Source organism: endosymbiont of Galathealinum brachiosum (assembly GCA_003349885.1).
GTDB lineage: Bacteria > Pseudomonadota > Gammaproteobacteria > SZUA-229 > SZUA-229 > SZUA-229.
The window spans coordinates 13,378-36,047 of record QFXC01000011.1 but is presented as its reverse complement, the minus strand read 5'-3'; the positions used below and the strand labels follow the sequence as shown (position 1 = coordinate 36,047).

Genomic DNA, 22,670 nt, shown 5'->3' with positions numbered 1-22,670 from the left:
TATCTATATGTGTTGTGTCTATAGACACAACTAATTCGCATACGCACACGTATTAAATATATTAATGAGGGATAAGGCATGAAGGCCTTAAGAGAACTATCGGTTATAGCGCTTTTTGCAACTGTTTTTACGGTTAATGCTGGAGAGTCACTGGATCTCAATCAGGCTCTGGAACTGGCATTGAAAAATGACTCTCTGGTGTCCGGATTTGTAGCACAACAGGATGCATGGCATCAGTTAAGTTATGCATCGCAAACCTGGGAAGATCCGACGTTACGGTTTGGTGCTCAGGCTGTGCCGGTTGATACTTTTGACTTAGATCAGGAGCCGATGACGCAACTGGTTGTGGGTTATCAACAAATGTTTCCGCGGGGTGAAAAACTTAAAAATAACGCAGACATAATGCAGGCTAATGCCGGGGTAGAAGCAGGTAAGGTTGAGTTGCGTAAACGTCAGGTTGTCAGGGATGTTAAAAAAAGCTGGTATGAAGTCTGGTATCGCCAGCAGGCATTAAAAATAATTCAGTCGAACCGTAAAATTTTTGAAGAGATGCTGGATATTAATCAGTCATTTTATGCCTCTGGCCGTACAGACCAGCAAAGTGTTGTGCAGGCTGAGCTGGATATATCACTCTTAGACGATAAGTTACAGACAATGCAAAGTGAACTGATGGTATCTCAGGAGTCGTTAATTAAATGGCTTGGTATTGAGCGGGTTACGGTGAATGAAAGCCTACCGGAAGAAAGCTCTAATTTAACTCAATCTGTAGAAATATTGCAGTCAGGGCTAAAAAATCATCCTTTGATTAAACAGGCAAATGAAAAGCTGAATAAACGGAAAAGTGAGCTTGCACTAACTCAGGATAAATATAGTGTCCAATGGGGGATGGATGTTCGATACGGTTATCGTCAGGGTGAAAATAATGACGGCTCGGATCGGGCTGATTTTCTAACAGCAATGGTGACAGTAGACCTGCCTGTCTTTACAGAGCAGCGACAGGATCGGCAGGTGGCAGCAAGCAGAAGTGAAATGCACAGCGCTCGATACCAGAAGATTGATGTTGAGCGAGAGTTGTTAAAACAGTTAAAGCAAACGCATGTAAGATTATTAAAATTTAAGCAGCGTCTTGCCTTGTATAGTGAAAAAATAAATCCACAGGCGAAACAGAATGCTGAAGTAGCTATGCGTGGTTATCAAAGTGGTGTTGTCGATTTCATTACTTTATCTAAAGCTCAGGTTACAGAATTTAATACCAGTCTTGCCGAGTTAAAACTTAAATATCAATTTAATAAAACCATGTCAGATCTTGAGTATCTGGTGGGAGACGAAAAATGAAACAGCATAAAAAAGTAAGTGGCATGATTATGCTGACGATGGTGGTTTTTATATCGGTAGGTTATTTGTCAAAACAACGAATTGAAAATACAGATATTGAAACGGCTATTGAGCATAGCGTTAAACACCTGGATCCAAAGTATCAGTGTCCGATGCATACAAATATTATAAAAGATAAAGAGGGTAGCTGTCCTATCTGTGGAATGAAGCTAGTTTTGATTGATCAGGAGCAAAAACAGGAAAAAGCAGAAAGAAAACTACTTTACTGGGTGGCGCCAATGGATGCTAATTATCGTCGTGATAAACCGGGAAAGTCACCAATGGGTATGGATTTAGTGCCTGTGTATGATGAAGGTGATATTGATATAACAGATAGAGGAAACGTCGTAAAAATATCGCCTTCGGTAGAGAATAATATGGGAGTACGCACTGCTGATGTGATAGAAGGTAAGTTGTCACGAAAAATAGAAACCGTTGGTTATGTTGGTCTGGATGAATCAAGAGTGAGTCATGTTCATTTGAGAGTTGATGGATGGATAGAAAATATGGCAATAAAAATAGAGGGTGATCGGGTAAAAAAAGGCCAGCGGTTATTTGATTTATATTCTCCTAAGCTGGTTAATTCAATGGAAGAATATGTGCAGGCACTTAAATCAAAAAATAAACGATTAATCTCTGCATCTAAAGAGAAGTTAATTTCACTGGGAGTAGGACATAAGCAGATAATCAGGTTAGCCAGTAATCGTAAGGCTCCTCGTGTGATTAAAGTATATGCGCCTCAGGATGGAATTGTATCTATGTTAAGTGTACGGGAAGGGATGTATGTGAAACCTGCAAACCGCGTAATGACACTGGCTGACTTATCCAGTGTCTGGGTGCTTGCCGAAGTGTTTGAAAGTCAGAGTCAGTGGGTGGCGTTAGGCCAGGCTGCAGATGTTGGGCTTTCATTCGTTCCGGGTCGGGTATGGAATGGAAAAGTGGATTATGTATACCCGAGTTTAGATGTCAAAAATAGAACGCTTAGAGTGCGTTTGCAGTTTGATAATGCAGATGAGGTTTTAAAACCAAATATGTATGCAAGTGTTTTAATAAATGGTAATGCAAAAAATAATGTATTAAGTGTGCCACGTGAAGCTTTGATTAGAACGGGGAAAAATCAGCGGTTAATTGTAGCTAAAGGGAATGGTAAATTTGAACAACGTGAAGTAGTGGCTGGTATGGAATCGGGAGATCAAGTCGAAATTAAATCAGGAATAGAGGGAGGTGAAAAAATAGTAATATCGGCACAGTTTTTAATTGACTCAGAAGCCAGTATGAAAGCAAGCCTGTTGAGAATGAGTGATATGGATATGGAGAAATAAAATGATTACCGGCATTATAAACTGGTCTATTCATAATCGTTTTATGGTTCTACTGATTACATTAATTATTACCGGTTGGGGAATTTATGCAATTAAAAACACACCATTAGATGCGATTCCTGATTTGTCAGATGTACAGGTTATTATCAAAACATCTTTTCCCGGTCAGGCTCCACGAGTTGTGGAAGATCAGGTGACCTATCCATTAACCACAGCTATGTTATCTGTACCAAAAGCAGAGAATGTCAGGGGCTATTCTTTTTTTGGTGATTCATATGTTTATGTAATATTTGAAGATGGCACTGATCCATACTGGGCAAGATCACGGGTGCTTGAATATTTAAATCAGGTAACCAGTAAATTGCCTGAATCTGCCAGACCAACTTTAGGGCCAGATGCAACAGGTGTTGGTTGGGTATATGAATATGCACTGGTCGATCGTACAGGTAAAAATGATCTCTCTCAGTTGCGATCATTACAGGACTGGTTTCTAAAGTATGAATTGCAGACTGTTGCGGGAGTTTCTGAGGTTGCGACGATCGGGGGGATGGTGAAACAGTATCAGGTCGTGCTCGATCCTAATCGTTTACGAGCTTATAACCTGCCGATTTCAAAAATAAAATCAGCAATAAAACGGGCTAATCAGGAAATCGGTGGTTCTGTTATAGAGATGGCTGAAGCTGAATACATGGTTCGAGCTACAGGTTATATCGACAGTCAACAGGACTTACGTGAAATCCCGCTGGGAATAAATGAAAATGGCTCACCTATTTTATTGAAAGATGTGGCAGAAGTTAGAAAAGGGCCACAAATGCGTCGGGGTATTGCTGAACTCGACGGTGAGGGAGAGGTTGTCGGTGCCGTGGTTGTTATGCGGTTTGGAGAAAATGCATTAACTACAATCAAAGGCGTTAAGAAAAAACTGGCAGAACTGGAAAAGGGCCTGCCTGATGGAGTAGAAATAGTTGAAACATATAATCGATCTGAATTAATTAACCGGGCTGTAAATAATTTAAATACAAAACTGATTGAAGAGTTTCTGGTTGTTGCATTGGTGTGTGCAGTATTTTTATTTCATATGCGTTCAGCCCTAGTAGTAATTTTATCTTTGCCTGTCGGTATTCTAGGTGCTTTTATTATCATGCATTCACAGGGTATGAATGCAAATATAATGTCTTTGGGTGGTATTGCAATTGCTATTGGCGCCATGGTCGATGCAGCAATTGTAATGATTGAAAACATGCACAAACATATTGAAAATGAAAAGCAGGGAGGTGATGAAATAAGTGAAACAAGACGCTGGCAACTGGTTTCAAAATCTGCATCCGAAGTTGGACCCGCATTGTTTTTTTCATTGATCATAATTACCTTAAGTTTTATGCCTGTATTTACGCTTGAAGCGCAGGAGGGAAAACTGTTTTCTCCCCTTGCTTACACTAAAACATTTGCGATGGCAGTGGCTTCTGGTTTGTCTATTACGCTGGTGCCCGTTTTAATGGGATATTTTATTAGAGGTCACATAACGCCTGAAAATAAGAATCCAGTTAATCGTGTTTTAATGGCTGCTTACAAACCATTCATAAATCTCGTTTTACATTCACCCAAAACAGTGTTGAGTGGATCTTTTATAATTGTTATTGCTGGTTTGTGGCCTGCAACGCAATTAGGATCAGAATTTATGCCGGATCTGGATGAAGGTGATTTAATGTATATGCCTACGACTTTTCCCGGAATTTCAATTGGTAAAGCACAGGAGTTATTACAACAAACGGATAAATTAATTAAAACAGTGCCAGAAGTTAAATCCGTATTTGGGAAAATTGGTCGTGCTGAAACGGCCACTGATCCTGCGCCTTTAACTATGATAGAAACAACTGTGCAGTTGAAGCCACGTGATCAGTGGCGTGAAGGAATGACAACGGAAAAACTAAAACGGGAGCTAACGAATTTAATTAAATTTCCGGGTTTAACTAACGCATGGGTGATGCCAATAAAAACCCGTATAGACATGCTTGCAACTGGAATTAAAACACCTGTTGGAATAAAAGTTGCGGGTGCAGATTTAAAAATAATAGAAGAGATTGGTAAAGAAATTGAAAAAGCAGTATTGCAAGTGCCAGGAACAGCTTCAGCTTATTCAGAACGTGTTGCCGGAGGGCGTTATGTAACTGTTGATGTTAAAAGACTGGCCTCTGCTCGATTTGGGCTAAACATTGCTGATGTACATGATGTGGTGAGTACCGCGTTAGGAGGGATGAAGGTTTCCGAATCTGTCGAAGGTCTTGAGCGATATCCGATTAATCTACGTTATCCGAGAGATATGCGTGACTCTATTCATATGCTTAAAAACTTACCGATGATTACACCATCCGGTGCGCGAATTACATTAGGTGAAGTAGCCGATATAAAAGTAGATGACGGGCCTGCAGTGATTAAAAGTGAAAATGCAAGACCTAATGGTTGGACGTTTGTTGATATTGAAGGGCGAGATCTTGGCTCGTATGTAGCAGAAGCACAGCGCGTAGTTGCACAACAGGTTAAATTGCCTGCAGGTTATTCAATTGCCTGGTCAGGGCAATATGAATATATGGTGCGGGCTAAAGAAAGATTATCAGCTGTTGTGCCTATTACGTTGGGAATAATTGTATTACTTCTGTATATGAACTTTCGCAAAATTTCAGAGGTTGCATTAATTATGGGAACTTTACCCATGGCTTTGATAGGTGGTTTCTGGTTATTATATTTACTGGGTTATAATTTGTCAGTCGCAGTTGGTGTCGGTTTTATTGCACTGGCCGGTGTGTCGGTTGAAATTGGTGTTGTGATGCTGGTGTATTTAAATCAGGCATTGCAAAAATATATTGATTTAGCGAAAGCAGAAAATCGTCAGATTACGGAACATGATTTACGAACGGCCGTCACTGAAGGAGCATTATTACGTGTACGACCTATTATGATGACAGTAGCGGCCATTATTGCAGGTTTGTTACCCATTATGCTGGGAAGTGGAACAGGTTCAGAAGTTATGCGAAGAATTGCAGCTCCTATGGTGGGAGGCATGGTTAGTGCAACCATTCTTACACTGGTTGTTTTGCCTTCAATTTTTTTATTAATGAAACGTAAAACATTTTTCTAGTATTAAAAAATTTATAATATAAATTAGTTTTTGAGGTTTACATGTCTGAACAGCACTATTTTAGAATTAATGGATTAAATGATGAAAGTTGTGTTTTAAAAATTGAAAAAGCACTACAGGCAAAGTCGGGAGTAGAATCTTTTGAAATCGATTTTGAATCGGAAATGGCATTTATTAAAAGTGAACTTTCAGCGGAGGAAATATCGCGGGTTATAGATAAAGAAGGTTATAACGCAATTTTAATTCCTGAGTAAGCTGCTTCTATTAATTTATTTTATTACGCGCCATTATATTTTTTTATTACCTAGTTATTGTGCAACTATTAGTCATAATTAAGGTCTATTTTGTTAATAATTATATTTAAACGGTTCTATCCGTTGATACTGACTGGAGTTTTTCATGTGTAGCTCACCTAAAGGCGGCAGCACTAAGCCATTATTAAGCAGTAACGTTGATAGCACATCAGGGGACATGTCGTCTGATGAATATAGTGAGATGGTGCATCGAGCGAATGAATCTTTTGAGCGTCGTCAGGAAGAATTAATAGAATACAGAAAATCACATAAAATCAGGTTATCGGCAATTCATAAAAAGTCAGTAAAACTTTCTTTATTCGAAAAAATGAAGGCTTTTTTTAGTCAAAACAGCTCAACTCAACAATTAGAAAGCAAATAAGTCGATTTTTGCTGAATAAGCGGTAAATCAGTCAATATTAATTGCCAATATCGTTGACTACGATATAAAGCGGTATATACTTCACTTAGCTAGAAAGTGCCGTTAATACTTATGCACAAACACATTTCGAAGTTCCAACTGTAGTACTCCGTCCTGTTCTCATATGTAAACACTTCCAGCACAACCGCCCTGAAGCTTTATTGCGAATGGGCATTAATTACTTAAGAAATATAGGATAGAAAATTATGTCTACTACAACTGGTACTGTTAAATGGTTCAACGAATCTAAAGGTTTTGGTTTCATCGAGCAGGAAAATGGTCCTGACGTTTTTGCACATTTCAGTGCAATTCAGGGTTCAGGTTTCAAAACTTTGACTGAAGGTCAAAAAGTTGAGTTCACTGTAACTCAAGGCCAGAAAGGTCCTCAAGCTGAAAACATCGTAGCTGTTTAATTTAAATTAAACACTCGCATGCCCTCTTAATTGAGGGCTTGAAGCTGAAAAGGGTAACTCTACGGGGTTACCCTTTTTTATTGTCTGTTAAAAGCTGCCTGCATAGTCGAAAAAGTGGAGTTTGAGCCCTGAAAGCGTATTAATATATGAACAAAAAGTGAGTTTAGTAGTCTTAATTTGACGTAATAAGAGTGTTAAATATTAGGATGTTTTTAATGAAGAAAATACTGCTTTTAACTATATTTGTAACAGCCTCAATAGCTGTTTTTGCTAGTGAATACAATAAGATACAGGAAACTCCCCATTCTGTTGCGGCAAGTAATAGCACTACTTCCGCGCAGCCATATAATAAGCCATCTGATGATGAGTTAAAGAAACGACTGAGCCGATTGCAATATTCGGTTACCCAGCATGAATCAACAGAAACACCGTTTGATAATGAATACTGGGATGAAAAACGGGACGGAATTTATGTTGATATCGCCAGTGGGGAACCTCTTTTTTCTTCTAAAGATAAATATAAATCAGGTACCGGTTGGCCTAGCTTTGTCCGTCCGCTTGTGAAGGAGAATATAGTAGAGCGGGAAGACTCTCTATTGTTTTATAAACGTGTAGAAATCAGAAGCAAATATGCGGATTCGCATTTAGGCCATGTGTTTACTGATGGGCCGGCTCCGACAGGTCTGAGATACTGTATGAATTCAGCAGCGATGCGTTTTATACCACGAGAGCAGTTAGTTGATAGTGGTTATGGTAAATATCTTGAGTTGTTTGAAATAAGCGAGAAATAACAGAAGTCTGGTTGGAGTCACTACTGACTCCAACCAGAAAAGTAGTTAACCTGCAGCAGCTGTCATTTTAGATGAAGGTATGGCAGCAGTGGTTTCAGCCATAACCTCTGTAATGATAGTGCCTATTATCTCTATATCTTCCAGTGTGAAAGACATGGGTAAGCGTAGATCGCAGGCAAAGGAAATCAGTTTTGCCGTTTTATCGCAGGCAGGCATATCTTTAAAGGAATATTGCCAGTTACGAAAATCACGAGCATTGTTATTTCTTCCAAATACTTGAATTATAACGCCTTTTTCAGCTGCATTATCTATGAAATTTGCCACGTCGGATTCATCAAAATCAATCAGATTAAATTGCAGGCTATCTCCCACATTTTCAGCGTTGTCTACAGGGGCGGGAATATGAATGTGTTCTACGGGTGAAAGAATGTCGATTATGCGTTCGTATTTTTCCTTATACGATGCGATGCGTTCATCAATTAATTCTACCTGTGGACGTAATATGGAAGCTGTCAGGTTATTCATACGCAGGCTAAAGTTTGGTACATCAAATTTGATGCTTTCAAACAGATTGTCATCCATAGGGCGAGCCAGGTGTTTTTTATACAGGCCTTCATATGAACCGGCGGCAAGAATGCAGTAAGCGGCCAGTTTTTCATCGTTTGTTGCTATAAAGCCACCTTCACCTGAATTGAGTATTTTATGGCTTTGTGTGCTGTAACAGGCTACTTCGCAGTGGTGGCCTACAAAATGACTTTTATCCATGTCTTCTGCATTCCAGCGTTTGCCAAGGCCATGTGCGCAATCTTCTATCAGTCTGATGCCGTTCTCATCGCAAAGAGCCTTGATCTTGTCCAGTTCAGCAATGTGGCCGCGCATATGAGAAAGAATGAAGTATTTAACGTCTGGATTGTCAGCAATCTGTTTTTTAAAGTCTTTTAAATCAATAACATATTGATCATTGCATTCAACATAAACGGGTACAGCATTAGCATGAACGATACTGCTAGGTACGGCTGTAAAGGTAAAAGCATTGGTAAAAACACCTTCGCCCGGTTTAATGCCCATGGCTTTGAGGGCAATAAACATCGCGCTTCCACAGGAATTAACGGCAACAACGTATTTATGCCCGGTGTACTCACCGAAAGCGGCTTCCAGTTTGGAAACTTCACTATCACCATCGATATGTCCATATCGATATAGCATGCCGTTTTCCATTTGCGAGATAGCATTTTCTATCGCATTAGGGGGGATGGTGTTCGAGGAGTCGAAACTTTTATTAAATTTCATATTTAAAAAATCTGTCTGCATTGAAAAATGCCACTCATAGTACCATGGAATGTGAGTCATGAGTGACTGATTGGATGACTGGTTGAAGCATTTTTTAGTATTGCATCTCAATTAGAGCTAATAATAAAGGGTATAAATAGCACTTTGTCTATTTTATAGTTAATGATTTAGCTATCCAGTAAATCTCTAATTGATTTATGTAACATTAATTGAGAGTAAGGCTTATTTAGTAGATCTTCAGGTGTATGTTGATAACTGTTATTTATAACGACTTTACTTGTATCACCTGAAGTAAGTAATATCTTTAAATGTGGATATAGTTTGTGTGCTCGCTCAGCTAGTTCGTAACCATTCATATCTGGCATTACAATATCGCTAAATAACAGCTTGATATCGGGATTATGCTTTAAAATTTCTAAAGCACTTTTTGCATTATCTGTTGTTAGTATCTGATAACCTGAGTCAGATAGTGATTCTTCTGCTAATTCCAGTAGTTGAATTTCATCATCGACAAGTAGTAATGTCTCTTTTCCGGTTATATTTTCTGATAACGCCGTCTCGGGGGAGGGCTCAGTTAACTTATTACCAGTATGTCTAGGTAGATATAATTTAAATGTGGTGCCTGTGCCCATTTCAGATTCAGCTGTGATTAAACCTCTGGAGCGATTAACAAAGCCGTGAACCATAGAAAGGCCAAGTCCTGTGCCTTTCCCCTGCTCTTTAGTTGTAAAGAACGGCTCGAAGATATGTTTAAGCGCCTGTTCATTAATGCCTGATCCGGTATCTGATATATCAATTTCTATATAATCACCCGATTTTAAACCTTTATGGTTTTCGATATATGTGTTGAAAGTACTGATTGTTAATATACCTTCGCCCTGCATTGCATCACGCGCATTGATGGCAAGGTTTAATAATGAGTTTTCAAAATCAGATGGGTTGATTTCAGTCATCCAGGCATCTTTTACTGGTAAAAAAATGACTTTAATCATAGGGGTTAATGATTGATCAATCAGGCTGAGTAATTTGTTTATCGACGAATTAATATTGATAACCTGAGTATTGGTTTCTTCAATACGTGAGTAGGTGAGTAGATTTTTTGTTAAGTCAATAGCTCTCTGAGTGGCGTGTGTTATAGAGTCGAATCTCTTTCTGAGTTTATCCGTGAAGTTGATATCATCTTCCATTAATTCAATGTTACCTAGAATAATAGCCAGAATATTATTGAAGTCATGCGCTATGCCACCTGTGAGCTGGCCAACCGCTTTCATTTTTGTTGATTGAGTTAAGGCTTCTTCAGCAATTTTTTGTTGTGAAATATCAGAGTGAGTGCCTATAAAGCGTGATGGTTTTCCCTGTGAGTTAACTTCAACTATTTTTCCTCGTCCGCGTATCCACATATAATGATTGTTTTTACATAAAAATCTAAAATTAACATCAAATATATTAATTTCACCAGACGTGTATTGCAGAATTGAATTCATTACTTTTTCAATATCATATTTATGAACGCGTTTATTCCATTCTTCAAATGTTTGAGGGAACTCCCTGACCTGATAGCCCGCCATGGTGTAATAACGGTCGTCAAATAAAACCTCATTGGTTTCCATGTTCCAGTCCCAGATGCCATCATTAGCAACTGACATTGCAAGATCAAGACGGTTTTCGCTTTGAATTAATTTTTGCTCAACGAGTAAACGGTTAGTAATGTCGATGACTACAGAGTAAATAAATTCACCTTCATCGGTATGTATAAGGCAGGGGAATATTTCTACATCACGTAATTCACCAGAAGCTAATTTGTGTTGTGTCGTGAAGCTGTTTATCTCTTTGTTTTTTACTTTATTTATAAGTGTTTTTACCTGGTCTTTGGGGGTTGTGTTGAGGTCAAAAATAAGCAGATTTGAAAGTGTATCAGAATCGTAACCATAAAATTTGACTGCAGCATTATTAGTTTCTACAAGTTTTCCTGAGGCAGGGTCGATAATTATTTTGATTAGGGAGTTATCTTCAAAAATCTGGTGGTAACGTGTTTTACTGTTAATTAGTTCCTGGTTTTTATATTTCAATTCGCTTTCAACAAACTCACGATCTTCGTGCATTAACACTATTAACCATGCAGCAACTAATGAAATCAAAGAAAGTATATAAAATAAATTAATATATGTGTTTTTTATGATTTGTAATGAAGCTGCATCCAGGTCGATTGCTCTTACAGTGTAGGTGGTCAAAAGAATAAAACCGATTAAGCCTAATAAACCGATAAATGTTAAAGCGAAACTGATTATTCGATGTGTAGAATTTGATTGTAGATAAGAGCTGAAAAAATCGTCTAGTCTTGAGGATATTTTTTTACTGAGTTTAAATTCGGTTGCTGGTTTGCATTCGTCGTGGCAGCGAGATTCCAGAGAGCAGCAAAGAGAACATATGTTAGTGTCATACATCGTGCAGCTGGCCATGTCTATGGCATGGTACTGAATTCCACAAACACCACATTTATGTAATTTAGTCTTGTCAAGAATCAGTGACTCTCTTGCGATGTAGTATTTTCCTTTTGTAATAAAGGCAATAAAAGGAGATAAAATAAAAGCTAAAACTAATGCAACGATTGAGGAAAATGCCTGAAGTTCATAACCAAAAAAACCGGCAAAACATAAAATAGCCGAAACCGATGCTATGAGTGTGCTGAATACGCCTACCGGGTTTATATTGAATAAATGCGCACGTTTAAACTCAATGACTGGAGGGCTTAGTCCAAGAGGTTTATTAATAACAAGGTCGGCAACTATTGCAGATATCCAGGCAATGGCAATAGTTGAGTAAAGGCCAAGTATTTTTTCGAGTACATCAAAAACACCCATTTCCATTAATAATAATGCAATTGATATATTAAATATAAGCCAGACAACACGACCGGGGTGAGCATGAGTTATGCGTGAGAAGAAATTAGACCATGCTAATGATCCGGCATAAGCATTGGTTACATTAATTTTAATTTGTGAAATGATAACGAAAATTAAACTAATGGTTAATGCGGTAGACGGATTATCAAATACATATGTGTAAGCAGTGTTATACATATGTATTGGTTCTCTTATTTCAAAATCTGAAGCGCCTGCAATAATTAAAAGAGCCGCAAGCAGGATGCCACCAATCTGTTTTAAAAAACCAATAATGATCCATCCAGGGCCTGCCAGAATAACGGATGCCCACCATTTTATTCTGTTATTACTGGTTTTATCAGGCATAAAACGCAGGTAATCTACCTGTTCTCCAATCTGCGCTATTAGTGCGAGAGAGATGCCCATGGAAAAACCAAAATAGTAAGTTGAAAATTCAGAGCTGTTAGATATGTTTCCGGTAAATTCAAAAAAGTGAGTGAGTAATTCTGGTTCTTTATTGAGCACAACAATAAAGGGTAAAACCATCAATACGAACCAGACTGGTTGTGTTAAAAACTGTAAGCGACTGATTGCGCTCATACCATAAAATACAATGGGAATTATAATGATTGAACAAAGAGCGTAACCAATAGCCAGAGGTAAACCGGTGTAAAGGTATATTGCCTGAGCCATAATGGCGGCTTCCAGTGCAAAGAAAATGAAACAGAAAGTAGCGTAGATAAGGGATGTGATAGTTGAGCCAAAATACCCAAAACCTGCAGCTCGGGTTAACAGATCAATATCAATATTATTTTTAGCGGCCTGATAACAAATGGGTAAACCCATTAGAAAAATAATAATCGAGGCAGAAAGAATTCCCCAGAAGGCATTTTGAAAGCCATAACTAATGGCAATGCTGGCGCCTATTGCTTCCAGCGCCAGGAAAGAGGTATTGCCGAATGCCGTATTCGCCACCATAAATTCAGACCATTTACGGTGGCTGGCGGGTGTATAACGCAAAGCGTAGTCTTCAATAGACTCAGTTGCTACATACTGGTTGTACTCTCGGCGTGTTACACCAACAGAAGTGTTTTTATCAGTCATCTATCCTAATAACCTAAAGTAATGCAGGTTATTAGTATAGTTTAGATCAATAGATTTAAAACCTGTTATTTTTTGGTCTTACGACGCTTACCGACATTTTTCTTATCACGTTTTCGGTTCTTGGATTTTTTCTTGTCAATTTTTAAGGTTCTTTTTTCATCACCTGTTACCAGTCGTGAAATTTTTAACTGTTGTCCCGAGACCCATACTTTTTTCAGATCATTAAAAACTTCTTTCGGCATGCCATCGGGCAGGTCTACCAGACTGTAATCGTCATATATTTTTATGTGGCCAATATTTTTACTGTCCAGATTGGCTTCATTTGCAATAGCGCCGACAATATTGCCGGGTTTAACGTCGTGGTTGTTACCGACTTCTATGCGGTAACTTGCCATGTCTTCTGCGGGTGGATTATCTCTTCTGGATGACCGATCACGGCCTCTTTCCTGATTACGTTCACCACGGTCTCTACCCCGGTCGCGCTCACGATCCCGGCGAGAGGGTTTTCTGTCTGATGAGCGATCGCTGTCTTTCCAGCTTTTATCCATTTTCTTTTGTGGTTTGTTCTGTAAAAGAAAAGGAGATTGACCCTGTAAAAGGTGAGCAAGAGCCGCAGCAATTTCAAGCTCGGGTGTATCATGTTCCTTCTGATAGTCTTCAATCATTTTACGGAAAACATCCAGCTTCTGTGATTCCAGTGTTTCGCTGATACGTTGTTTGAACTTATCTATACGCTGCTCATTTATAAGTTCAGTTGATGGTAGTTCCATCATCTCGATGCTTTTCTTGGTTGCGCGTTCGATTGCACTTAGTAAGCGTTTTTCGCGAGGAGCTACGAAAAGAATGGCATCACCTTCACGGCCTGCACGGCCTGTACGGCCAATTCGGTGAATATAGGATTCGGTATCGTGGGGAATGTCATAGTTTAATACATGGCTAATGCGTGGCACATCAAGTCCGCGGGCTGCAACGTCTGTTGCGACTAGAATATCCAGTTTGCCGTTTTTTAAGCTTTGAACAGAGCGTTCACGTTGCTTTTGTTGAATGTCACCATTGATTGCTGCAGCGGCATAACCTCGAGCTTCGAGTTTGTCTGCTAATTCTACTGTTGAATTTTTAGTGCGCACAAAAATAATCATGGCATCAAATTCTTCGGCTTCAAGAATACGGGTTAATGCATCCAGTTTGTGCACACCACTAACGGGCCAGAAACGCTGGCGAATGGTGCTGGCAGTAGCGGTTTTTTGTTTGATAGTAACCTGTTCTGGGTTATTCAGATATTTGGTTGCTATTCGACGTATCTGCTGTGGCATGGTGGCTGAAAACAGGGCAATTTGTCTGCTATTCGGCGTTTGTTCCAGTACCCACTCGACATCATCGATAAAACCCATGCGTAACATTTCATCGGCTTCATCTAATACGAGTACTTTGAGATTTTCTAAATTCATTGTGCCACGGCGCATGTGATCCATTACACGACCTGGTGTACCCACAACAACATGCACTCCTCTTTTAAGAGCGCTGATCTGACCTCTGTAGTCCTGTCCGCCGTATACAGGCAGAACATGGAAGCCTTTCAGATTTTTGGCATATTTCTGGAATGCTTCAGCGACCTGTATAGCAAGTTCACGAGTAGGTGCTAAAACTAAAACCTGTGGATCTTTCTGCTTTAAATCGAGATTAGACAGAATTGGCAGAGCGAAAGCGGCTGTCTTACCCGTGCCCGTTTGTGCCTGACCAATGATGTCTCGTCCATCTATTAATAAGGGAATAGCTTCTGCCTGAATAGCTGAAGGTGTCTCATAACCCAGGTCTTTTATCGATTTAAGAAGTGATTTATCCAGTGATAAATCACTGAATGAGGTTACCGTGTCGGTAGTCATGTGTTTTGCCTATATGATAGGGCGTGTAATGGCAATAGAAAGCCATGTACACAGTATTAGTGAGCATAGTCCACTTTTAAGGGGAGCTATCGATATACCATGAATATGTTCACAAATAAAACAACAGGCTTACTGCTTAGGGTATGCTAACTGTGGAAGGCCGTGGAAACTATTCTAAGTATTGAATTAGTATTTTAGCACATAATTATCAACAAAGGGTTTAAGCCGCCTCACTTTGCCGTATAAAGCTGTATTTGGGGTAGATAGAGCATTTTTAATTGCTTAGTGATCTCATGTATATATGTCATTCGTCTGTTATTTGAAGATAATTAACATAGTTTGTTAAAAACTCTATAAATATCTATTAATATTAGAATCTGTTGTTATAAAGCAAAGGGAATGAACTTTTATGGGGTAAAATCCACTAAAGTTCTTTATTTATTTATTGATGCAGGGCGAGACAGTTGTTTTAGTGTCCGTGTTCAAGCCTGCAATTAATTTTAATCATTTAAATTGGAATCGTTCATGTTTGGAGCGGATAGTCAGATAAAGCAACGTCTGGAGCAGCTGGAAAATCATCTGGCTACTGAAAACCCTCTTTTGGTTAACGCTGTTCAGGAATTTAGAAAGCTTGATAAAGTGGGTTATCGAATGGGTTTGTTAGCCCGAGATGAATCTTATGCGAACCAGATACCCTGGTGGCCGCTGATTTCAGTTCTTGGGACTTTCTCTGCGGGTAAATCTACCTTTATTAATCACTATCTCAATACGCCTTTGCAGGAAACAGGTACACAGGCTGTAGATGATAAATTTACAGTGATTTGTTATTCGGCAGAAAAACAGGCACGGGTATTACCAGGTATTTCACTGGAAGCGGATCCACGTTTTCCTTTTTATCACATGGCTGATGTGCTTGAGAAAGTCTGTCCCGGTGCAAGTGATCGAATTAATACTTATATGCAAATGAAGACCTGTCCGGATATCAAATCAAAAGGTCGGATTTTTATAGATTCACCAGGTTTTGATGCGGACGATCAACGAACTGAAACATTAAAAATCACAGATTATATAATTGATTTATCTGATCTGGTTCTGATCTTTTTTGATGCTCGCCATCCTGAACCGGGTGCTATGCGTGATACTCTGAAACATCTGGTAGCGGATAAAATTTATCAGAAAAATGCGGATAAGTTTGTTTATATATTAAACCAGATTGATGCCACAGTTAGAGAGGATAATCCTGAAGACGTAATCGCCTCATGGCAAAGAGCATTGTCTGCAGAAGGTCTGACCGCAGGGAAGTTTTATACAATTTATAATCCGGATGCAGCAGTCGTTATTGAAGATGAAGTTGTACGCAAGCGTTTTGAGCAAAAACGTGATACTGATTTAAATAAAATAAATGATCTAATAGCGCAGATAGATATTGATAGAGTGTATCGGATTATAGGTGCGTTAGATAAAACAGCACGAGAAATTGAGCACGAAAAACTACCTAAATTAATCTCAATGTTATCGGATTGGCGCAGAAGTGTTTTACGTCGTGATGCTTTTGTTATTGCTGCAATAACGTTAATTATCGGTGCTCTTATGATGGCGAGCATATCGGTTACTGAGGTGCTGTTGTCTCTTGTCGATTGGGCGAGTTCATCAACAGGTGGTCAGTTAACAGGGGCGTTAGTTGCTTTTTCCCTGCTTCTGGTAATACATTTTACATCTCGAAAATATGCAGGTATTAAGCAGCTTAAAAAATTAATGACGGGTAAATATTCGGATGCATATAAAGCGAGCATTAAAAGAGCATTTATAAAAAACACGCAGTTCTTTCATAGCATAATCAGGCCGCAGGTAATTGGTTGGGGTTATTTTTCGAAAAACACATTAAAGAAAGTTAAAAATCAGGCTGATCTATTTATTCAAAAATTAAATGACCAGTTTGCGATGCCATCCGGAAAAATGGATACAAAGAATGTAGATAAAGAAGTAGAAAGCATGTCCGTGTCGTCTAATGCGGATATTTAAGAGGTAAACAACTAACCATATTGAAGTTAAATGATTACATATTTTAGAGGATATAAATTATGACAAAAAAAGCTAAAGATAAAAGTAATGAAAAAGTGGCTAAAAAACTAGAGGAGATGGGACTTATGCCGTCAGAAGAAGAAAGTAAATCAGAAGAAACAGTAGTTGAAAAAGATCAGTCTAATAAAACACCATATGCATTAATACTAACCGTTGCAATGTTTGCAACAGGTATAGTGGGTATTGTTTTATCATCTGGAAGTTCAGATGTTGATGCTGTTGCAACAGCACCAGCGATTGAGAGTGTTACACCAGTTGAAAATAGTGCAATGGCGATAAATCAGAATTCAATGGCTGATATGATGGCAGAACGCCGTAAAGCTATGCAGGAATCAAGACAGTCTATTCCAATGAGTGAAAATCACCCTGGTCTGGATAAAGCAAAGCAACCCGCCTGGTTTAAAGAACATCAGGCTATGCGTGATAAGCAGCAGGCACAAATGCTTGAGCAGCAACAGGCTATGCTTGAGAAGCAGAAAGCTCAACAGGCTCAATGGAAGAAGCAGATGCAAGCTCAACAGCAACAATGGCTTAAATCACAGCAATGGAATCGTGGGCCAAATATGAATATGCCTCAACCTGCAACCAGAGCGCCTGTTTATTACAATCCTAATCCTTATTATCAACCAGCTCCATATTATGGACCGCGTAGATATTAAGGTTTAATTATTGTTCTAACAAAAGGCCGATAACGAATTAGTTGTCGGCCTTTTTTATGGATGATGTGAGTAATATTAAAATAAATTAAATTGACGATTGAGTATGTTATCCATTGAGTCATTTAATGCAGCAAGAATACTGTCCGCTATTGGCGTTAGCTGTTTTTCAATATAATGTTCATAGTCTAATTTAGAAGACTGGCATTCCAGTGTTTCCGGGCCGTTTAAGGTCATAACATACTCAATCCATCCCTTGTTCTGGTAACGTGAAGGTTTCCCCTCCCGCTTAAATATAGCTTCAGAATTTATAGCCGCACGAGCATGTGGAGGTATATTCTTCTGATAGAGATCAAGTTTTTGTCGTAGTCGTTTTCTATATGTGAGCTGATGGTCTAATTCGCCATTAGATAACTGTTTGACGACTTGTCGAATAAAGTCAGCGTATGCTTCGTCATTAAAAACTTTATAATATAATGTCTGCTGAAAATCACGGGCTAATTGTGTCCAGTCAGTGCGAACATTTTCGAGTCCTTTAAAAATAATCTTATCACCATTATCTGTACTGATAACACCGGCATAACGCTTTTTGCTTCCTTTTTCTGAACCTCTGATTGTCGGCATAAAAAAGCGTTTGAAGTGTGTTTCATATTCCATTTCAAGATATGATTCAATACCGAAATCTTCATTTAAATGTTGTTTCCAATAGCTATTTATTATATCGATTAGATGCTGGCCAATCTTATTTGCTTCATTGTTTTTTACGCTTTTGTCTAATGATACAAAAACTGAATCTGTATCACCGTAGATAACCTCATATCCCTGAGTATTAATTAACTTAACAGACTGTTTAATAATGTCGTGACTACGTTTGGTGATTGAGCTGGTAAGGCGTGCATCATGAATGCGACAACCAGCAGTTCCCAATACGCCATAGAATGAATTCATAATGATTTTTATTGCCTGAGATAAAGCTTTGTTTTTCTCACGCTTAGCTTTGTCTCTTGCCTGCCATAAATCAGCAATGATTTCAGGAAGTATATGCTCTTGCTTGGAAAAGCTGGCACCGTCATAACCGGGAATAATGTCATCATCTATTTGTTGTTTAGCCGCAATTCGCGCATAAGGATCGACTTTGAATGTGCGTATAATACTCGGATACAGACTCTTATAATCTAGAACAAGAACGCTATTGAATAACCCCGGTTTAGAATTCATTACGTAACCACCAGGAGCGGTATTGCCGCTCCCATAGTCACCTGTGTTAGGTGCGGTAAAACCTTTTCTGTGTAAACGTGGTAGGTATAAATTATCAAAAGCAGCAACAGAGCCACCTACTCTGTCCATTTCGAGGCCGGTTAAGCGGGCGCGTTCAATAGCAAAATGAATTAATTCTGCTTTATTAAAAATATCGAGTACAAGCTGGCAATCTTCGAGGTTATATTTTGCCAGTGATGTTTTGTCTTTATAAAATTGACGTTTGATTTCTTTGGCTTTAAATAATGGGTCATGACTGTTGTGTTGTTGAATGAGTTTTCCGCGGTTTAATAATTCATTAGAAACATTATCAAGTGAAAAGCTTGAGAATTGCCAGGTTGCACTTTTTAATGTGTCTATGCCATCAAGTACCACTCTTCCCGGGATATGTAAGAAATAATGATTTGCTTCAGCATGATGTTGGCGCCATTTTACGAGTGAGTGATTACGGCCTATTTTTAAAGGCACATTAAGTTGATCTGCCTTCTTCTGTAGAAAGCGAAAATCAAAATTTATAACATTCCAGCCAATAAATACATCTGGGTCAAATTTATGTATATGTTGAATGAATAAAGTGAGTAATTGTTTTTCATCAGTTACGGTTTGAATTAAATCGTTATTGAGTTGATTGTTGCCGACTATTAAAACCTTTTTAATGTTGTCACAAATATAAGCAATAGAAAATAATTCGTCGGTATCATATGAAGTCTCAATATCTAAAGACATTAGCTTCAGTACAGGGTTGTAGTCATCAGCCTTGATTGCAGGGTTGGTAAGTGTTGATAACTTGTCCGGGTTATTTAGCGTTACAGGCCCTGTAATAAAACGTTCAGTTAGAAAACGTTCAGTCGGCCGTATATCTGTTTCAAATGCAGGGATGTTATTTTCTTTTAGCTGGTCTCTTATTCGATAAAAATACTGTAAGGAGTTGCAATATACAGCGGCCATGGGTTGGCGTTTAAAATCTAACAGGTTAATGTTTTTTATATAAGCCCTGTTTTTCGAAAGCAACGGAGCTACTCGATCAATGTTTGATTGTTGTATAAAAAAGACAGCTTGTTGTTGGTTTATAAAAACCTGAACAGGACCAGAATCAGAGTTAAACCAGAGTTCTAATTGAATGCCGTGTTTTGTGTCGTAGGCCTGACGAGTTAGTAAAAAAGCTTTGTGCATAGAGATAGTATTATGAATTTATCAGGCTTGGGGTGTATTCACACACTTTAATTTTTCGCGAGAAACCTTTAAATATTTCTTCAGATAATTCACCAAAAGAAAAATCATCTCTGGCGAGCAGGTAAACAGGGTAACTAACTTTTATCTTTCCAGGGTTACAGCTGGTCTCTAAACGACTAGCCAGGTTGACGCCCTTGCCTACAGCTGTGTATTCCATAAAGTGACTGGAACCAAAATTACCTACAGTTACAAAATCCTGGTGAATACCTATACGAATATTTGCGGAATATTCAATGCCCTGTGACAACCAGTTGTTAGACAGGTTTTTTATTTTAGCTTGCATGTCTATTCCAAGATTCATTGCATTAATTGCCTGAACTTTATCGTCCATTTCTTCTGGGGCACCAAAGAATGCCATAATAGCATCACCTATTATCTGTATTACAGTCCCCCCGTTTTTTTCTACTAATGCAGTCATCTCTGTTAGATACTGATTAAGAATTAAAGTTGTCTGCTCCGATTCAAGGCGGTCTGTTAGATCAGTGAAGTTGCATAAGTCACTGAACAATATAGTGACTTTTTTTCTGCGTGTAATTAAGGCAGCTGCTTCTTCATTGTTAAGTAGTTGCTGAAGCATTTTTCCAGAAAAATAACTGTTTAGACGTTTGTTAGTTATTAGTTCGTCAAGTTGATCTTTAACTTTACCTTCTAGTTCAAGATTTAACTGTTTTAATTGTTTTTCCTGTTGTCGTAAGGTAATTAGATTACTGACACGTGCTAACAGTTCTTTAGCGCTGAATGGTTTCGACAAGTAATCATCGGCACCGACTTCCAGCCCCTGTATTTTCATGTCTTCAGATGCTTTAGCGGTTAAAAATATAAGAGGAGTATGGTTTAGTTGAATGTCTGATTTAATTGATTTGCAGAATTCGTAACCGTCCATTCGTGGCATCATAATATCGCTGATAATTAAATCAGGATTATACTGTTTAGCCGTTTTTAGCCCTTCAATGCCATCTTCAGCTTGAACTACATGGTATTGGCTCTTAAGGCATGAGTTTAAATAATCTCTAATGTCTTTATTGTCATCGACAATTAATATGCTGTACGTATCCTTTAATTTTTTATCCAGGTTAGCATTGGCTTTAATGTCTGTCATGGATTCGATATCCATAGATGCCATTTCAATGTCTAAATTATAAGTGTCATCATTTGGGTTATGGCTTGATGTACTATGACCTGTGTTAAATGGTAGCGTTATTTTAAATTCAGAACCAAAGCCCGTTTCACTTGTTACTTCGGTAGTACCCTGATGTAGTTCAATAAGTTCTTTTACCAGAGAGAGTCCTATTCCAGTGCCTTCATGCTCTCGTGTTGATGATCCGTCAACTTGATAGAATCTATCAAAGATGTGAGAAATATCTTTTTTGGCGATGCCCGGGCCTGAGTCGCGTAGTGTAATCTCAATGCCTTCATTGTTTTCTTTGAGTGTTAACCTTACACGGCCATTGTCGGGTGTAAACTTAACAGCATTAGATAACAGATTATTGATTACTTTTTCAATTTTATCCGGATCAAATTTTATATTTATAGGATGGTTACCTAAATCAGTTGTGAATCCTATGTTTTTTCTTTCTGCATAAGGTGTAAAAGCTAAAGATATTTCCCTGATAAAATGATTGATATCAATGTTCTGGAGATTAACTTTCATTTCGCCGGCTTCAACTTTACTTATATCCAGTAACTGATTAACCAGCCTTAGTAAGCGTCGACTATTTCGTAATATAACCTGTAACTGTTTATTCAAAATTTTGTCGAACTCACCGAAGCGTCCTTCTAATGCGTCCTCCAAAGGGCCGATAGTTAATGCAAGAGGTGTTCTAAATTCATGGGATACATTAGCAAGGAATCGACTTCGAATTTGATCCATTTCAATCAGTTTTATCGCCTGTTCTTCAATAACTGCTTTTGAATTTTCCGCTTTTTCTTTTTCACGTGAAACATCAGAAATGATTCGATTGTTGTCAATTACAAAATAATTGACAACGGCATACATTAATAATGTAGCAGTACCCAGATTCATGACATAAAAGGTAGTAATGATTGTAGTAGATAGTGGTTCAATTAAGGTCTTGAAATAACTATCAAAAACACCCGAGATAACAGTCAGCAAAAGATAAGCAATAAACCAGGGAATAGCAGGTCTAACTCCGTGAAACATCAGTGCACCTACGGGTGACAGAATTGCCCACACCATAACCGAACTTCCAGCATGAAAGCCGCCAAGACTCCATTGCAATAAGAACGGTAACCATAAAATAAGAAATAATTGGCTGAATCTAAAAAAAGAATAATATTTAGTTTTGATGAATAACAGAATGCTCATCATAGAGATAAGAGAATAACCACCAGGGATTGCCGCTGAAATAGGCCGCTCAAGGTATAGATAAGCAAGAGACCAGAGCATAGCAGCAATACTAATACCGGTCGGTATGGTGACCAGAATAGCCTTTTTAAGGCGTTCTGATTCGGTATCAGTTTCAAGGCAACCAGCATTGGCAAAGTTTAAAAACCATTTTTTCATTTAAATTCT

14 protein-coding genes are annotated in these 22,670 nt (G+C 38.5%); 9 read left to right on the top strand and 5 right to left on the bottom strand.

The window, feature by feature from the left end; genetic code table 11:
• Positions 1–78: 78 nt before the first annotated feature.
• The 7 genes from DIZ80_08415 (at position 79) to msrB (ending at position 7,750) form a co-directional block, all read left to right on the top strand.
• Complete coding sequence (locus tag DIZ80_08415; protein RDH82314.1) at positions 79–1,335, top strand: hypothetical protein; 1,257 nt, start codon at positions 79–81, stop codon at positions 1,333–1,335.
• On the top strand, positions 1,332–2,696 hold the full coding sequence (locus tag DIZ80_08410; GenBank protein RDH82313.1) for an efflux RND transporter periplasmic adaptor subunit: 1,365 nt from the start codon (positions 1,332–1,334) through the stop codon (positions 2,694–2,696). The genes DIZ80_08415 and DIZ80_08410 overlap by 4 nt, the downstream gene beginning before the upstream one ends.
• A gap of 1 nt (position 2,697) precedes the next feature.
• Positions 2,698–5,832: a CusA/CzcA family heavy metal efflux RND transporter gene (locus DIZ80_08405; protein ID RDH82312.1), complete on the top strand. Its 3,135-nt coding sequence runs from the start codon at positions 2,698–2,700 to the stop codon at positions 5,830–5,832.
• A gap of 41 nt (positions 5,833–5,873) precedes the next feature.
• Positions 5,874–6,086 (top strand): hypothetical protein, encoded by a 213-nt coding sequence (locus DIZ80_08400; GenBank protein ID RDH82311.1) that lies wholly within the window; start codon positions 5,874–5,876, stop codon positions 6,084–6,086.
• Positions 6,087–6,231: 145 nt separating this feature from the next.
• On the top strand, positions 6,232–6,507 hold the full coding sequence (locus DIZ80_08395; protein ID RDH82310.1) for a hypothetical protein: 276 nt from the start codon (positions 6,232–6,234) through the stop codon (positions 6,505–6,507).
• Positions 6,508–6,752: 245 nt separating this feature from the next.
• On the top strand, positions 6,753–6,959 hold the full coding sequence (locus DIZ80_08390) for a cold-shock protein (protein ID RDH82309.1): 207 nt from the start codon (positions 6,753–6,755) through the stop codon (positions 6,957–6,959).
• A 215-nt stretch (positions 6,960–7,174) separates the two neighbouring features.
• Entirely contained in the window at positions 7,175–7,750 is a 576-nt protein-coding gene (msrB, locus tag DIZ80_08385) for a peptide-methionine (R)-S-oxide reductase (GenBank protein RDH82308.1), read from the top strand.
• A 45-nt stretch (positions 7,751–7,795) separates the two neighbouring features.
• Here msrB and DIZ80_08380 read toward each other — a convergent pair whose 3' ends face one another.
• From DIZ80_08380 to DIZ80_08370, 3 genes are all read right to left on the bottom strand, one after another.
• Positions 7,796–9,100 carry an aminotransferase gene (locus DIZ80_08380; protein ID RDH82307.1) on the bottom strand — a complete coding sequence of 435 codons (1,305 nt, stop codon included), beginning with the start codon at positions 9,098–9,100 and terminating at the stop codon, positions 7,796–7,798.
• 107 nt (positions 9,101–9,207) lie between these two features.
• The gene (locus DIZ80_08375; GenBank protein RDH82306.1) at positions 9,208–13,026 is read right to left on the bottom strand and encodes a hypothetical protein; all 3,819 of its coding nucleotides are present in this window, start codon (positions 13,024–13,026) and stop codon (positions 9,208–9,210) included.
• A gap of 65 nt (positions 13,027–13,091) precedes the next feature.
• The gene (locus DIZ80_08370; protein RDH82305.1) at positions 13,092–14,909 is read right to left on the bottom strand and encodes an ATP-dependent RNA helicase; all 1,818 of its coding nucleotides are present in this window, start codon (positions 14,907–14,909) and stop codon (positions 13,092–13,094) included.
• A gap of 525 nt (positions 14,910–15,434) precedes the next feature.
• On the opposite strand from DIZ80_08370, the gene DIZ80_08365 reads away from it, so the two are divergent.
• Positions 15,435–16,931 (top strand): dynamin family protein, encoded by a 1,497-nt coding sequence (locus DIZ80_08365; GenBank protein RDH82304.1) that lies wholly within the window; start codon positions 15,435–15,437, stop codon positions 16,929–16,931.
• Between the two features lie 59 nt (positions 16,932–16,990).
• The gene (locus DIZ80_08360; protein ID RDH82303.1) at positions 16,991–17,650 is read left to right on the top strand and encodes a hypothetical protein; all 660 of its coding nucleotides are present in this window, start codon (positions 16,991–16,993) and stop codon (positions 17,648–17,650) included.
• A 75-nt stretch (positions 17,651–17,725) separates the two neighbouring features.
• On the opposite strand, the gene DIZ80_08355 is transcribed toward DIZ80_08360, so the two are convergent.
• Together DIZ80_08355 and DIZ80_08350 are read right to left on the bottom strand one after the other, a co-directional pair.
• Entirely contained in the window at positions 17,726–20,077 is a 2,352-nt protein-coding gene (locus DIZ80_08355; protein ID RDH82302.1) for a DNA polymerase II, read from the bottom strand.
• A 10-nt stretch (positions 20,078–20,087) separates the two neighbouring features.
• On the bottom strand, positions 20,088–22,661 hold the full coding sequence (locus DIZ80_08350) for a hypothetical protein (protein RDH82301.1): 2,574 nt from the start codon (positions 22,659–22,661) through the stop codon (positions 20,088–20,090).
• Between the last annotated feature and the right edge of the window lie 9 nt (positions 22,662–22,670).